The sequence below is a fragment of the Thalassococcus sp. BH17M4-6 genome (assembly GCF_049323015.1).
Classification (GTDB): Bacteria; Pseudomonadota; Alphaproteobacteria; order Rhodobacterales; family Rhodobacteraceae; genus Puniceibacterium.
In genome coordinates this window covers 412,756-427,558 of the sequence record NZ_JBMPGU010000002.1, presented here as the reverse complement: position 1 = coordinate 427,558, position 14,803 = coordinate 412,756, and the positions used below count along the sequence as shown (strand labels likewise).

The following is a 14,803-nucleotide window of genomic DNA, read 5'->3' as shown; positions in this document are numbered from 1 at the left end:
ATGGGTTCGCGTTTCAGGGCCGCCAGCACGGTCGCGGTTCTTTCCATGGGGGCGGGTCTGCCCGCCCTTCCCGCCGCGGCACTCGAGTCGGTTGAAATCCGTGTCACCGAACGATCCGAGGAACTGCGCGAACTGCTGAAGGCCGCATCGACCGTCAAGGCGGCGCAGGCCGAGGATCAGACCACCCCGAACGAGGTCTTTGCCGCCGCACTGGCCGAATACGGGCGGATGACCGAAACGCTTTATGCCAACGGCTATTACGGCGGCACGGTCGACGTATTCATCGACGGGCGCCAGGCGTCCGAGATTTCGCTGCTGCAACTGCCGCAGCAGATCTCCGATGTCACCGTGGTGGTCGACCCGGGCCCGCGGTTCAAGTTCGGGCAGGCGGTGGTCGAACCGCTGGCCCCCGAAACCGCCCTGCCCGAAGGGTTCCGAACCGGAGAGCGCGCCCGCAGCGGCGTGGTGGGCGAAGCGGTCGATGCCGCCGTCACGGGCTGGCGCGATCAGGGATTCGCCAAGGCCCGCACGACCGACACGAGCGTTACCGCGCGCCACATCGACCGAAAGCTCGATGTGGACATTCGCGTGGCGCCGGGACCGCGCGTGCAGTTCGGCAAGCTCAAGATCACCTCGGACACGGCGGTCAAGCACGGATCGATCCGGCGCATCGCGGGCCTGCCCGAGGGCGAGGTGTTTTCGCCCGCAACGCTCGAAACCGCCGCGCAGCGCCTGCGCCGCACCGGGACCTTCGCGTCGGTCAACCTGCAGGAAGGCGAGGTGACGGGCCCCAACAACACCATGGACATCAACGCCAACCTTGTTGATCAGAAGCCCCGACGCTTCGGCTTTGGCGCCGAGATCTCGTCGCTCGAGGGGTTGTCGGTCTCGTCCTTCTGGCTGCACCGGAATTTCCTGGGCGGGGCCGAACGCCTGCGCATCGACGGCGAGGTGTCGAACATCGGCAGTTCCGGCGACAACGGCATGGACTATTCGCTGGGCGCGCGGCTCGAGGTGCCGGCGATCTACGGCCCCGAAACGCTGGGTTTTGTCTTCGGCACGATTTCCTACGAGGACGAACCGACGTACCTGTCGCAGAAGATCGAGCTGGGCATCGGCGCGACCCGGCGGTTCAACGAATACCTGACCGTCGAGGCGTCGATTTCATTTCTCTACTCGGAGACAGAGGATGACTTGGGCGACCGCGAGTTCACCCTGCTGCAGTTTCCGGTCACCGCCACCTACGACCGCCGCAACAACGAGCTGAACCCGACCTCGGGCTACTATGCCCAGGCCCGGCTGACGCCCTACGCGGGTCTCGACGGCAGCCAAAGCGGCGCACGGCTCTACGCCGACCTGCGCGGCTATCTTGACCTGGGCCAGACCGGTGAAAACGTGCTGGCCGGGCGGTTCCAGCTGGGGTCGATCATGGGATCGGACCTGGCAGAGACCTATCCAGAATACCTCTTCACCTCGGGCGGGGGCGGCACCGTGCGCGGGCAGCCCTACAAATCGCTCGACATCGACCTGGGCGGCGGCGACAGCACCGGCGGGCGCAGTTTTGTGGGCTTTTCCGCCGAATTCCGCCGCGCGATCACCGACACGCTGGGCATCGTGGCCTTTGCCGACACCGGCTATATCGGCGCGGAAAGCTTTTACGACGGCACCGGCGAATGGCACTCCGGCGCCGGGCTGGGCCTGCGCTACAACACCGGCATCGGCCCCATCCGCTTTGACGTGGCGGGACCGGTCGGCGGTGAAACCGGCGACGGCGTGCAAATCTACATCGGGATCGGGCAAGCGTTTTGAGACATCTGGCAATTCTGTGCGCCCTGCTGCTGGCCCTTGTGCTGCCGCAGGCTGGCCTCGCGCAAAGCGAAGACGAGGATCGCGGCTATCTTCAGGGCCTGCTTGAGGACAACCTGTCGGGCGCGGGGCGCGATGTCCGCATCGTGGGCTTTGCCGGGGCACTCAGCAGCGTCGCCACGATCGAGGAACTGACCATCGCCGACGACGCGGGCGTCTGGATCACCGTCCGCGGGATCGAACTTGACTGGTCGCGCGCAGCCCTTCTGCGCGGCCGGGTCGAGGTCAACCGCTTCAGCGCCGAAGAAATCATCCTGCCCCGCCTGCCCTCTGCCGCGACCACGACCGAGGACCTGCCCGAACCCGAGGCCACGCCCTTCAGCCTGCCGGAACTGCCGGTGTCGATCCGACTGGGCGAACTGGCCATCGACCGGGTCGAGCTGGGCGAGGCGGTCATGGGTGTCGCGGCAGAGCTTTCCGTGACCGGCAGCGCAGAGCTTGCGGGCGGCGAAGGCACTGCGACGCTGAATGTCGAGCGGTTGGACGCGGCTTCGGACGAGCTGTCGTTGACGGGCAGTTTTTCCAATGAAACCCGCAACCTGTCTCTGGATCTTACACTCGATGAATCGCCGGGTGGCATCGCCGCGACGCTGCTGGGCCTGCCCAACAGCCCGGCCATGGTCGTGACCATCCAGGGCGACGGCCCGCTGGACGACTTTGCCGCAGACATCACCGTGGCCACCGACGGCACCGACCGTCTGACCGGCAACGTGACCCTGGCCGCCCTGCCGCAGGGCGAAGGTCCCGGCACCGGTTTCTCGGCCGATCTTGACGGTGATATCCGGCCGCTTCTACAGCCCGAACACCGCGCCTTTTTCGGCCCCGAGCTGGTGCTGGACGTCGTCGGCCGACAGCTGGACGACGGCCGCCTGCGGCTCGACACGCTGGAACTGAGCGCCGAGGCGCTGACGCTGAGCGGGCAACTGGCGCTGGGGCCCGACAAATGGCCCGAAGCTTTTGACCTCACCGGCCGCATCGCCGGGCCGGACGGTACCCCGGTGCTGCTGGCGCTGCCCGGCGCCGACACACGCGTGCAGGGTGTGGACCTTGACGTGCAATACGATGCCGCCACCGGCGACAGCTGGACCGCGCGTATCGCCGTCGACGATCTGCAGCGCGCCGACATCAGCATGGATCAGGCACGGATCGACGGCAGCGGCACGCTGACCCGCGGCACCGGCAGCACCGTCGGCGCGGCGGAGGGCCGGTTCGACATCACCGCCACCGATCTGGTGCCGACCGACGCGGGTCTGGCCGAGGCGCTGGGGCGCGAGATCACCGGGCTGATCACCTTCAACTGGACCGAAGGGCGGCCGCTCAACCTGCCGCAGGTGCAACTGAGCGGCGACAGCTTCCGCCTTGATGGCACGATGTCGGTGGGCGGTCTGGAAGACGACCCCAGCCCCGATATCATCGCCGATCTGCAGATCACCGCCGACGACATTTCGCGCTTTTCCGGCCTTGCGGGGCGCGAACTGGGCGGTGACGTGGACCTGCGGATCATCGGATCGGTCATTCCGCTCGACGGCGCGTTCGATGGCACCGTGTCTGGCACCGCCACCGACATCGTAACCGGCGTGGCCGAGCTTGATCCGCTGCTTGACGGCACCAGCACGCTGTCCATCGACGCGGATCGTGGCGCCGACGGCATCCAGCTGCGCGAATTCGACCTGCAGGCGCCCGGCGCCAGCATCACCGCCAATGGCACGCTGGCGAGTGCCGGCAGCCAGGCGCGGTTCGACGTGACCATCCCCGACACATCGCTGGTGCGCCCCGAATTGCAGGGCCAGACCCAAGTGACCGGCACCGCCCGCCAGACAGGCGACTCCTGGGCGTTCGACGCCCGCGCCACCGCCCCGGGCGGGGTGGTCTTCGACGGCACCGCGTCGCTGGCGCTGGTCGAGGGGGTGCTGGGCCAGATCAGCGGCAACGGCACGCTGAACGCCGACGACCTGTCGCTTTATTCCGAACTGGCGCGGCGCGATCTGGGCGGCTCGCTCAACCTGCGCGGCACCGGCCGCTATGATCCGGCGGATCAAAGCTTTGACGCCGATGTCACCGGCACCACCACCAATCTGCGCGCCGATATCCCGCAGGTGGACAACCTGCTTCAGGGGCGCACGACCCTGACGCTGGACGCCACGCGCGACGCGACCGGGATCACCCTGCGCACGCTGGATCTGTCCGGAACGCGCGTGTCGATCGAGGCCGACGGCATCCTGCGCGATGCCAACAGCCGCGCGCGGTTCGACGTGTCGCTGGTGGATACCGCCGATGTCCTGCCGTCGCTCTCCGGGCCCCTCGACCTGGAGGGCACGATCACTCAGGCCGCCGACGAATGGGAGATCGACGCCGAAGGCACCGGACCGGGCGAACTGGCCCTGGATGCGCTGGCGCGCGTCACCTACACCTACACGGATCTCAACAGCATCGCGGCAGGCACGCTTGGCCCGATCCGCGGCGAAGGCACGGTCAGCGCGGGCAGCCTCGCCCCCTATTCCGATATTGCCGGCCGGGATCTGGGCGGCGCGATCAGCCTGCAGGGCAGCGGGCGGTTCGATCCCGCCGACCAGAGCTTTGCCGCCGATGTCACGGGCACCTCGACCGATCTGCGCGCCGATGTCCCGCAGGTCGACGGGCTGATGCAGGGCGATGCGACCTTTGCGCTCGACGCGACGCGCGATGCCACGGGCATCACCCTGCGCACCCTGAACCTGACCGCGCCGCGGATCAGCCTGGCCGCCGGTGGTGCCTTGCTGGACGACAACAGCCGCGCGCGGTTCGACCTCACACTGCAGGACGCGGGCGACGCTCTGCCGTCGCTGTCGGGGCCGGTGTCGCTTGAAGGGACGGCCTCGCAGTCGGGCGATCAGTGGACCATCGATGCCGAAGGCACCGGGCCGGGCCGCCTGATGCTCGATGCGATGGCGAATGTCACCTACAGCTACGACGATCTGAACAGCATCGCGCAAGGCACTCTGGGCCCCGTCAGCGGCGAGGGCACGGTCAGCGCCGATACCCTCGCGCCTTATGCCGAACTGGCCGGGCGCGACCTGGGCGGCGCGTTTTCGGTGACCGGCAACGGCTCTTACGATCCCGACACCATGTATTTCGAAGCCGATGTCACCGGCAGCACCCGCGACCTCAAGACCGGGATCGCGCAGGCCGACAACCTGCTGGAGGGCCAGACCACCTTTGCCGTGGATGCAGGCCAGGACGCGGACGGGCTGCTGGTGCGCAACCTGCGCATCGACGGCCCCCGGATCACCGCCACCGGCGAGGGCATCCTGCGCGATCAAAGCAGTGCCGCACGGTTCGACGTGGTGCTGGAAAACCTGGCCGATGTCCTGCCCCAAATGTCAGGTGCGGGCGGCGCGCGGGTGTCCGGCAGCGTCGATCAGACCGGGGACGATTTCGCCTTTGACGTGACCGGTTCCGGCCCAGGCGGGCTGTCGCTGGATGGATCGGGGCAGTTTGCCTATGCCGACGGCGCACTTGGCCCGATCTCGGGCCAGGGCACGGTACGCGCAAGCAACCTTGGCGCCTTTTCCGGCGTCGCCGGGCGGCAGCTTGGCGGGGCGTTCGATCTGACCGGGTCGGGCAGTTTCAACCCCGACAACGCCACCTTTGATGCCAAGCTTGACGGGACAGCCACGAACCTGCGCAGCGGCATCGCACAGGTCGATCAGCTGGCCGTCGGCACCACCACGCTGGCCGTGGACGCCCGCCGCACCCCTGACCAGACCATCGTGATCGAGGTTTTCGAGCTGTCGAACCCGCAGGTCGTCGCCTCGGCCAGCGGACGGCTGAACCCGCAAGGCGCCGGTAACCTGAACTACGATCTGCGGCTCAACAATCTTGGCCTTTTCGCACCCGGCTTTGACGGCCCGGCCACGGCACGGGGGACGGCGTCCTCGGCAGGCGGGGATTACCGGATCGACGCGGACCTGACCGGCCCGGGCGGCACCCGAGCCACTGTCGCGGGCACCGTCGCGCCGGATGCCAGCCGCGCGAACCTTGCGATCAACGGCAACGCGCCGCTGGCGCTGGCCAACACCTTTACCGCGCCGCGCATCCTGTCGGGCACGGCGGGGTTCAACCTGCGCCTCAACGGCCCGCCCGCGCTCGAGTCGCTGTCGGGCACGATCAGCAGCACCGACGGCCAGGTGATCCTGCCAAACCTGCGCTTCGATCTGCTTAATATTCGCGCCGACGTGGGCCTGTCGGGCGGGCGCGCGCAGCTCGACGTGCTGACGGATGTATCGACCGGCGGATCGGTCCGCGTGACCGGGCCGGTGACGCTTGAGCCACCTTTCAACGGCGATCTGGCGATCGAACTACGCGAGGTGCAGTATTCCGATCCCGGCCTTGTCGAAACCGAACTTGAGGGCCAGCTGGCGATGCAGGGCGCGCTGGCCCAGAACGCACGGATCACCGGCACGATCAACGTCCTCAACACCGAGGTGCGCATTCCCGACACCGGGCTGGGCTCGACCGGGATCGACTTTGAACTGCGCCACGTCAACGAACCCGTCGACGTGCGCCGGACCCGCGAACGCGCCGGGCTGATCGCGTCGGAAAGCGCCAGCAGCGGGCCGCAGGTGTCCTATCCGCTGGATGTGCTGATCAACGCACCGGCGCGCATCTTTGTGCGCGGTCGCGGCCTTGATGCGGAACTGGGCGGGCAGCTACGGCTGCGCGGCACCACCACGAACATGATTCCGCAGGGACGGTTCGACCTGATACGCGGGCGTCTGGACATTCTGGGCCAGCGGCTGGACCTGACGCAGGCGGCGATCCAGCTTGAGGGCAGTTTCGTGCCGGTGATCGACGTGCGCGCCGAAACCGAACGGGCCGACACCAACATCTTTATCCTCATCCAGGGGCCGGTGTCGGACCCCGAGGTCGATATAACCTCGAGCCCTGACCGCCCCGAGGAAGAGGTGCTGGCGCTGCTCCTGTTCGGGCGCGACGTGACCGAGATTTCGGCCTTTCAGGCCGTGCGCATCGCGTCGGCGGTCAACACGCTGGTGGGCCGGGGCGGCACGGGCATTGTCGACCGGTTGCGCATGGGCTTCGGTCTGGACGATTTCGACGTGCAGACAGCCGCCGACGGCACCACCGAACTGCGCTTCGGCAAATATATCGGCGAGAACCTGTATACGGACGTGACGGTGGATTCCGGCGGCAGCACCGAGATCAACCTGAACCTGGATGTGACCCCGAACATCACCGCGCGGGGCAGCGTCGGAAGCGACGGGAACACCAGCCTCGGCGTGTTCTTTGAAAAGGATTACTGAGCGTTATCGCTGATCGGGCCGCAGGATGTCGCCGCTGTCCAAGACCGGCGCTACGTCAAGGTCGGTGGCGTCGAGCATGCCCGACACCCGTTCCAGCACCGCGACGATCATCGCCTGCTCCCAATCCGGCAGCGCCTCGAACTGCGCAACATACCGTTGCTGCAGCGCGTCGGGAGCGGTCTGCACCTTGGCCTGCCCGGCCTGGGTGATGCGCAGGTCGGTCTGGCGGCGGTCCGTCTCGCTCTTGCTGCGCTCAAGCAGACCGAAGCCTTCGAGCTTCTTGATCAGCACCGAAATCGTCGCCTGGCTCACGCCCATTCGCGTCGCGATGTCAGACGGATGGCAGTCGCCCGTTTCGGCTACGATTTGCAACACGCGCAGTTGAACGGCCGTCAAACCGGCCTCGTGCGCCAGCGACCGGCCGTAAAGTTCGGTCGCGCGAAGGATGCGCCGCAGCGCGATAAGGCTCAGGTCAGTGCGGTCCACGGCATCCCCGATATCATCCGGAGACAGACTATCCGGTTGCCGCGCAATCGCGCAACTGCCTGCGACCACTTGTGTTCTTGCTTGATCTAACATCCGGCAAACATAGGGTGCTTAGCCAGATTATTCAAATTTTTCGTCTCTGACAGTGTCAGGGTGGAATTTTTTGCGTAAAAATGACAGAAACGAAGGGAACCAATCGATCCGGGGAAGATTATTACTTTGAATGTTGAAATATATCTCGAAGTCGACTAGTTAGCATTTCAAAGTAAACAGCCAGGGGCTAATGAACCGTGCAGAGACTGCAAAGCGTAAAACCGAAGGGAACCGTCACGTTCCGCAAGCCCGTCCGTGAAGACGGGGCCGAGATCTGGGAACTGATCCGGGCATGCAAGCCGCTTGACGAAAACTCGATGTACGCCAACCTGCTGCAATCCGACCATTTCCGCGACACCTGTGTGGTTGCCGAAATGGACGGGGACATCGTGGGCTGGGTGTCGGCTTATCTGATGCCGACCGATGCCGACACGGTGTTTGTCTGGCAGGTGGCCGTGTCGCCCAAGGCGCGCGGCATTGGCCTTGGAACACGCATGCTTGACGCACTCATGCTGCGCGACGATGTGCAGGGTGCCAAGCGTATGCAAACTACCATCACCCTCGACAATGATGCATCCTGGGCGCTCTTCCGTAAGTTTGCCAAGGGCAGTGGCGCGGATCTGAACTCCGAAGCGCACTTTACCCGTGATACGCACTTTCAGGGTGAACACGCGACCGAACACATGGTCACTATCACCTTTCGTAGCGCGATGACGCGGGCCGCCTGAGCGGCCCCATCGCGCGCCTTTCCCAAAATCAAAGGAAACCGCTATGACGACTGATCATTCAGCCGATAAATCCGTATTTGACCGCCGCGAATCCGAAGCGCGCAGCTATTGCCGCAGCTTCGACACCGTTTTTGCCTCGGCCAGCGGCAGCCACATGACCGACACCGTCGGCAAGACCTATATCGACTTTCTGGCGGGCTGTTCGTCGCTCAACTACGGGCACAACGACCCGGACATGAAGCAGGCGCTTGTCGATCACATCAGTGCCGACGGCATCGCGCATGGTCTCGACATGTATACCGAACAGAAGGCCGCGTTCCTGCGCGCCTACGAAGACATCATCCTCAAGCCGCGTGGTATGGACCACAAGGTCATGATGACCGGCCCGACCGGCACCAACGCCGTCGAGGCTGCGATCAAGCTGGCGCGCAAGGTCACCGGTCGCCGCAACGTGGTGTCCTTCACCAACGGCTTTCACGGCATGACCATGGGTGCCTTGGCGTTGACCGGCAACGCGGGCAAGCGAGCCGGTGCGGGCAATTCCTGCGGCGGCCTCTGCGGTGTGACCCACCTGCCCTACGACGGTGCCTTCGGTGAGGGTGTCGACACGCTCGAACAGATCCGCATGATGGTGAACAACCCGTCGTCGGGCGTCGACAAGCCCGCCGCATTCATCTTCGAGCCCATTCAGGGCGAGGGCGGCCTGAACGCCGCGTCGCAGGAATGGATCGAAGGCGTTGGCAAACTCGCCAAGGAAATCGGCGCGCTGATCATCGTGGACGACATCCAATCCGGCTGCGGCCGGTCGGGCACTTACTTCGGCTTCGAGGGCATGGACCTCGACCCCGACATGATCACCCAGGCGAAATCGCTTTCCGGGTTCGGGCTGCCTTTAGCGGCGCTGCTGATCAAACCCGAACACGACATCTGGAAACCGGCCGAGCACAACGGCACCTTCCGTGGCAACACCCACGCCTTCGTCACCGGTCGTGTGGCGCTGGAGAAGTTCTGGAAAACCGAGGATTTTCAGCAGCAGGTGCAGGAAAAGGCCGTGATGCTGACCGCCGGTCTGCAAGCCGTCGCCGACGCCGTGCCGGGGGCCAAGCTAAAGGGTCGCGGCATGATGCAGGGTGTCGATGTCGGGTCGGGCGACCTGGCGGGCGACATCTGCGCGCGCTGCTTTGAAAAAGGCCTGATCATCGAAACCTCGGGTGCCCATGACGAAGTCGTCAAGGTGCTCGCCCCCCTCACCACCCCGACGGACACGTTCCGCAAAGGTCTCGCCATCCTGCTTGAGGCCACGCAGGACGCCGTTGGAACAACGCAACTCGCAGCGGAGTAACTCATCATGATCGTACGCGATTTCAACAAACTGCAAGATACCGACCGCGCCGTGTCCGACGCACAGTGGACATCCGTTCGGATGCTGCTGGCCGACGACAAGATGGGCTTTTCGTTCCATATCACGACGCTCAAGGCCGGATCGGAACACACGTTCCACTACAAGAACCACTTTGAATCGGTCTACTGCATGTCCGGCAAGGGGTCGATCACCGACCTTGGCACCGGTGAGACGCACGAGATCACGCCCGGCGTGATGTACGCGCTGAACCTGCACGACAAGCATATCCTGCGCGCCGAAGAAGAGCTGGTGATGGCCTGCTGCTTCAACCCGCCGGTGACCGGCACCGAAGTGCACCGCGAAGACGGATCTTACGCCGCGCCCGATGAGGCGGCCTGAGAGGACTTATGACTTTGAACTTTAGCAATCACACGGTCGAAAAGATCGGCGGGACATCCATGTCCCGCCTGGGCGAGCTGCTGAAGCCGCTGTTCCATGCCGATGACCCGGAATACGGGCGCATTTTCGTGGTGTCTGCCTTTGGCGGCATCACCAACCTGTTGCTGGAACACAAGAAAACCGGTGAGCCGGGTGTTTATGCGCATTTCGCCAACGAGACCGAAGAACACGGCTGGCTGACCTCGCTCAGCCGCGTGCAGGCCGCCATGCGCGAGGCGCACGAGGCGGTGCTGGATCACGCGGGCGACCGGTCGGATGCCAACGATTTCGTCCGCGACCGGATCGAAGGCGCGCGGTCTTGCCTGATCGACCTGCACCGGCTGTGTTCCTACGGGCATTTCCGGCTGTCCGCGCATATGGCCATTACCCGCGAATTGCTCTCGGGTCTGGGCGAGGCGCATTCCGCCTACGTCACCACCCTGCTGCTGCGCCGCAACGGCATCAACGCCCGCTTTGTCGACCTGTCCGGTTGGCGGGACGAGCGCGAAATGTCGCTGGAAGAGCGGATCGAGGACGGGCTGACCGGTATCGACCTCGACAGCGAAATGCCGATCGTGACTGGCTATGCGCAATGCGCTGAAGGTCTGATGAACCGCTTCGACCGGGGCTATTCGGAGGTGACGTTCAGCCAGATCGCCGCCCTGAGCCAGGCGCGCGAGGCGATCATCCACAAGGAGTTTCACCTCAGCTCCGCCGATCCCAAGTTGGTCGGGCCGGAAAACGTGCGTAAGCTGGGCCACACCAACTATGACGTGGCCGATCAGCTTAGCAACATGGGGATGGAGGCGATCCATCCGACCGCCGCGAAGGCCCTGCGCCGTCAGGCCGTGCCACTGCGCGTGACCAACGCGTTCGAGGCGCACGACCCCGGCACGCTGATCGACGAGGCCGAAGCCGAACAGGGCGTGGCCGAGATCGTCACCGGGCTGGAAATCTACGCGCTGGAGCTTTTTGAGCAGGACATGGTCGGCGTCAAAGGTTATGACGCGAAAACGCTCGAACGGCTGACCCGCCGGGGCTGTCGCATCGTGTCGAAGGCGTCGAACGCCAACACGATCACACATTATGTCGAGGCGCCGCTCAGCACCGTGAAGCTGGTCGAGGCCGATCTGGCCGAAGCCTATCCGGGCGCGGAAATCACCGTGACCGCCGCCGCCATCGTGTCGGTGATCGGACGCGATCTGCGCGGTCTGCACGTGCTGGAACGCGGTCTTGGCGCGTTGCGCGAGGCCGATGTGGACGTGATCAGCGCACACCAGACCACCCGCACGGTCGATGCACAGTTTGTGGTGTCCCGCGACGGGCTTGACCGCTCGGTCAAGGTCCTGCACGACACGTTCTTCGGCGTGGCCGATAATGGCAAGCTGGCCGCCTGATCCGTCGCCAGACCGGACCAATTAATGAAACCTGCCGCGGGGCCCCGCGGCAGGTTTTTTTCATGCCCAACCGGTTGGCATCAGGCGCCGCGCTCGTTCCCGGCAGGGATAAACGTTTGACAGGCTCCGCCGGCCCGCGTCCTATCGGGGAAACGCAGCACAAAGGCTTGCCATGCCCCTGATCCCCAATCCCTACCGCAGCCAGGATGGGCTGGACCTGCCCGACATCCCCCTGCCCTTCGACGACGCCGCCCCGGTTCAGGCGCTGCTGGCGCGCTGCCCCGCCGCCGGGGCCACGCCGCTGACCGCCCTGCCCGCCATCGCACAAGAGGTCGGCGTGGCCGAGGTCTGGGCAAAGGACGAACGCGCCCGCATGGGGCTCGGCTCCTTCAAGGCGCTTGGCGCGGCCTATGTGATCGCGGCTGACGCCGCCGCCGCCAACCCGGACGCCCCGCAAGGCGCGCTCGAAGGCCGCACATACGTCACCGCCTCGGCCGGCAACCACGGCCTTTCGGTCGCGGCGGGCGCGCGGGTCTTTGGCGCGCGGGCGGTCGTGTACCTGTCGGACACCGTGCCCGACAGCTTTGCCCAACGGCTCGAGGCGAAGGGGGCCGAGGTCGTGCGCGCAGGCCAGACCTACGAGGCGAGCATGGACGCCGCCGCCATGGCCGCAGACGAAAACGGCTGGACCCTGCTGTCTGACAGCTCCTGGCCCGGCTATACCGACAGCCCTCGCGTGCTCATGCAGGGCTACCTCGCGCTCATGGCCGAGGTGACGGAGGCGATGGCGCAGCCGCCCACGCATATCTTCGTGCAGGCCGGGGTCGGCGGGCTGGCCGCCGCCGTGGCCGCCGCCGCCCGCGCGGCCTGGGGGGACGCGCCCTGCATCGTCGTGGTGGAACCCACCGCCGCCGCCTGCATCGCGGACTCCCTCTCGCAAGGGCAACCGACGCTCGCGCGCGGCCCGGTGTCCAGCATGGGGCGGCTTGACTGCAAGGAGGCGTCGCTGATCGCGCTGCGTGGGCTTGCGCGCGACGCCGATCACGTCTTCACCCTGACCGACCGCGCGGTCGAGGATCACCTGCCGCCGCTGGCCGACCTTGGTATGGCCACCACCCCGTCGGGTGGTGCCAGCCTCGCCGCGCTCATCTGCACCACCGCGCAGGACCGCGAAGCCCTGGGGCTGGACGACGGCGCGCGCGTCCTGACCTTCGTCACGGAAGAGCCATGACCCTGCCCGCCGCCGAATGTGCCGCCCGAACCCGCCGCGCTCAGGCGCTGATGGCGCAGCACGACCTGGCGGCGCTGCTGCTGACCACCGAACCCGAGGTGCGGTATTTCACCGGCTTCCTGACCCGGTTCTGGGAAAGCCCGACACGGCCCTGGTTCGTCATCGTCCCGGCCAGCGGCGACCCGATTGCCGTCATCCCGGAGATCGGTGCGGCGCTGATGCTAACCACCTGGATCAGCGACATCCGCACCTGGATTTCCCCGGACCTCGACGACGACGGCGTCACCCTTCTGGCCCAAACTCTGCAAGAGGTGGCGCAGGGCGATATCGGCCTGCCCTTCGGCCCCGAAAGCCATCTGCGCATGCCGCTGGCCGACTATCACCGGCTGACCCGACTGCTGGCCCCGCAGCGGCTGGTCAGCGACCACGGCATCCTGCGGCAGCTGCGCATGGTCAAATCCGAGGCCGAGATCGCGCGCATCGCCGCCGCCTGCGACATCGCCGGGCGCGCCTTTGCCCGCGTGCCCGAGGTGGCGCAGCCCGGTGTGCCGCTGGCGCAGGTCTTCCGCCGGTTCCAGGTGCTCTGCCTCGAAGAAGGCGCCGACTGGGTGCCCTACCTGGCCGGCGCGTCGGATCCGGGCGGCTATGCGGATGTGATCTCGCCCGCGACAGAGGCGCCGCTGGCACCGGGCGATGTGCTGATGCTCGACACCGGCCTGGTGCACGCCGGATATTTCTGCGACTTCGACCGCAATTATTCCGTCGGCCCGCCGGCACCCCCGGTGCGCGAGGCCCATGCCCGGCTGATCGACGCGACCCGCGTCGGGTTCGAGGCGGCGAAGCCCGGAGCCACCGCCGCCGAGCTCTTTTCCGCAATGAACTGCATCGTCAATCCGGGCGGCGACGTGGCTGGGGCGGGTCGGCTGGGGCACGGGCTGGGCATGCAGCTCACCGAATGGCCGTCGCTGATCCCCACCGATCACACGGTTCTGGCCCCCGGCATGGTGCTGACGCTGGAACCGGGGATTGAGGTATCGCCCGGCAAGCTGCTGGTCCACGAGGAAAACATCGTGATCCGCGAGGACGGCGCGCACTGGCTGTCGCCCCCCGCGGGCCCCGAAATGACGGTGCTGACATGACGGATTTCACCTACGACCTTGTCACGCTTGACGAAATGCGATTGGGCCTGGTGGTGCTGCAGGCCGACGAAAGCCTGGAGCGTGACCTGCGCCAGCTAGTCCCCCCCGGAATCAACCTGCTGGTCAGCCGGGTCCCCAGCGCCACCGAAGTCAGCCAGGAAACGCTGGCGCGCATGGCCCACGATCTGCCCGCCGCCGCATCGCTCCTGCCGCAGATGCACCCCTATGCCGCCGTAGGCTATGGCTGCACCTCCGGCGCGGCGGTGATCGGCCGCGACAAGGTGGCCGATCTCATCCGCTCCACCACCCCTACGCAAAACGTGACCGATCCGGTCACCGCGCTCATTGCCGCCACCGCCGCGCTTGGGATCAACCGGCTGGCGATCCTGTCGCCCTATGTGGCCGAGGTGTCGGCACATCTGCGCAGGGTGCTGGAACACAACGGCGTCGCCACCCCCGTCTTCGGCAGCTTCAACGAGGCCGAGGAACAGCGCGTCGTGCGCATCGCGCCCGCGTCGATCATCGCGGCGGTGGTGAAACTGGCCGCCAAGGGCGGCGTCGACGGGATCTTCCTCTCCTGCACCAACCTGCGCACGCTCGATCTCATCGCCCCGCTCGAGGCGCGGCTGGGGCTGCCAGTGCTGTCCAGCAACCAGGTGATCGGCTGGCACATGCTGCGACTGGCGGGCGTGACCGAGCCGCTCGAGGGCTTCGGTCGACTGCTCAGGCACTGACCGCCCGCCCCCTTCTTCGGTTTCAAATAACCTCGGAGAGCGCGAGAGG

At 66.2% G+C, this 14,803-nt stretch carries 10 protein-coding genes; 9 read left to right on the top strand and 1 reads right to left on the bottom strand.

The features are described 5' to 3' along the window. Both ACOXXX_RS04545 and ACOXXX_RS04540 read left to right on the top strand, forming a co-directional pair. Positions 1-1,809, top strand: coding sequence for an autotransporter assembly complex protein TamA (locus tag ACOXXX_RS04545; RefSeq protein WP_422825365.1), 1,809 nt, complete (start codon positions 1-3; stop codon positions 1,807-1,809). Next, positions 1,806-7,166, top strand: a complete 5,361-nt coding sequence (locus ACOXXX_RS04540) for a translocation/assembly module TamB domain-containing protein (protein WP_422825364.1) — start codon at positions 1,806-1,808, stop codon at positions 7,164-7,166. The genes ACOXXX_RS04545 and ACOXXX_RS04540 overlap by 4 nt, the downstream gene beginning before the upstream one ends. A gap of 3 nt (positions 7,167-7,169) precedes the next feature. Here the strand turns inward: ACOXXX_RS04540 and ACOXXX_RS04535 are convergent, their stop codons facing one another. After that, on the bottom strand, positions 7,170-7,652 hold the full coding sequence (locus tag ACOXXX_RS04535) for a MarR family winged helix-turn-helix transcriptional regulator (RefSeq protein WP_422825363.1): 483 nt from the start codon (positions 7,650-7,652) through the stop codon (positions 7,170-7,172). Positions 7,653-7,942: 290 nt separating this feature from the next. On the opposite strand from ACOXXX_RS04535, the gene ectA reads away from it, so the two are divergent. From ectA to ACOXXX_RS04500, 7 genes are all read left to right on the top strand, one after another. Beyond that, positions 7,943-8,473, top strand: a complete 531-nt coding sequence (gene ectA / locus ACOXXX_RS04530; protein WP_422825362.1) for a diaminobutyrate acetyltransferase — start codon at positions 7,943-7,945, stop codon at positions 8,471-8,473. Positions 8,474-8,516: 43 nt separating this feature from the next. Next, complete coding sequence (gene ectB / locus ACOXXX_RS04525; protein WP_422825361.1) at positions 8,517-9,815, top strand: diaminobutyrate--2-oxoglutarate transaminase; 1,299 nt, start codon at positions 8,517-8,519, stop codon at positions 9,813-9,815. A 6-nt stretch (positions 9,816-9,821) separates the two neighbouring features. Continuing rightward, complete coding sequence (locus ACOXXX_RS04520) at positions 9,822-10,214, top strand: ectoine synthase (RefSeq protein WP_422825360.1); 393 nt, start codon at positions 9,822-9,824, stop codon at positions 10,212-10,214. 59 nt (positions 10,215-10,273) lie between these two features. Continuing rightward, positions 10,274-11,650, top strand: coding sequence for an aspartate kinase (locus ACOXXX_RS04515; protein WP_422825359.1), 1,377 nt, complete (start codon positions 10,274-10,276; stop codon positions 11,648-11,650). 172 nt (positions 11,651-11,822) lie between these two features. Next, entirely contained in the window at positions 11,823-12,881 is a 1,059-nt protein-coding gene (locus ACOXXX_RS04510) for a pyridoxal-phosphate dependent enzyme (protein WP_422825358.1), read from the top strand. Continuing rightward, positions 12,878-14,020 (top strand): M24 family metallopeptidase, encoded by a 1,143-nt coding sequence (locus tag ACOXXX_RS04505; RefSeq protein WP_422825357.1) that lies wholly within the window; start codon positions 12,878-12,880, stop codon positions 14,018-14,020. Before ACOXXX_RS04510 ends, ACOXXX_RS04505 begins: the two co-directional genes overlap by 4 nt. Then, positions 14,017-14,754 carry a maleate cis-trans isomerase family protein gene (locus tag ACOXXX_RS04500; protein WP_422825356.1) on the top strand — a complete coding sequence of 246 codons (738 nt, stop codon included), beginning with the start codon at positions 14,017-14,019 and terminating at the stop codon, positions 14,752-14,754. The genes ACOXXX_RS04505 and ACOXXX_RS04500 overlap by 4 nt, the downstream gene beginning before the upstream one ends. Positions 14,755-14,803: the final 49 nt, after the last annotated feature.

Coding starts and splice junctions, on each gene's coding strand:
- ACOXXX_RS04515 (WP_422825359.1), top strand. CDS start 10,274: ATGTCCCGCCTGGGCGAGCTGCTGAAGCCGCTGTTCCATGCCGATGAC.
- ACOXXX_RS04510 (WP_422825358.1), top strand. CDS start 11,823: ATGCCCCTGATCCCCAATCCCTACCGCAGCCAGGATGGGCTGGACCTG.
- ACOXXX_RS04505 (WP_422825357.1), top strand. CDS start 12,878: ATGACCCTGCCCGCCGCCGAATGTGCCGCCCGAACCCGCCGCGCTCAG.
- ACOXXX_RS04520 (WP_422825360.1), top strand. CDS start 9,822: ATGATCGTACGCGATTTCAACAAACTGCAAGATACCGACCGCGCCGTG.
- ACOXXX_RS04545 (WP_422825365.1), top strand. CDS start 1: ATGGGTTCGCGTTTCAGGGCCGCCAGCACGGTCGCGGTTCTTTCCATG.
- ACOXXX_RS04500 (WP_422825356.1), top strand. CDS start 14,017: ATGACGGATTTCACCTACGACCTTGTCACGCTTGACGAAATGCGATTG.
- ectB (WP_422825361.1), top strand. CDS start 8,517: ATGACGACTGATCATTCAGCCGATAAATCCGTATTTGACCGCCGCGAA.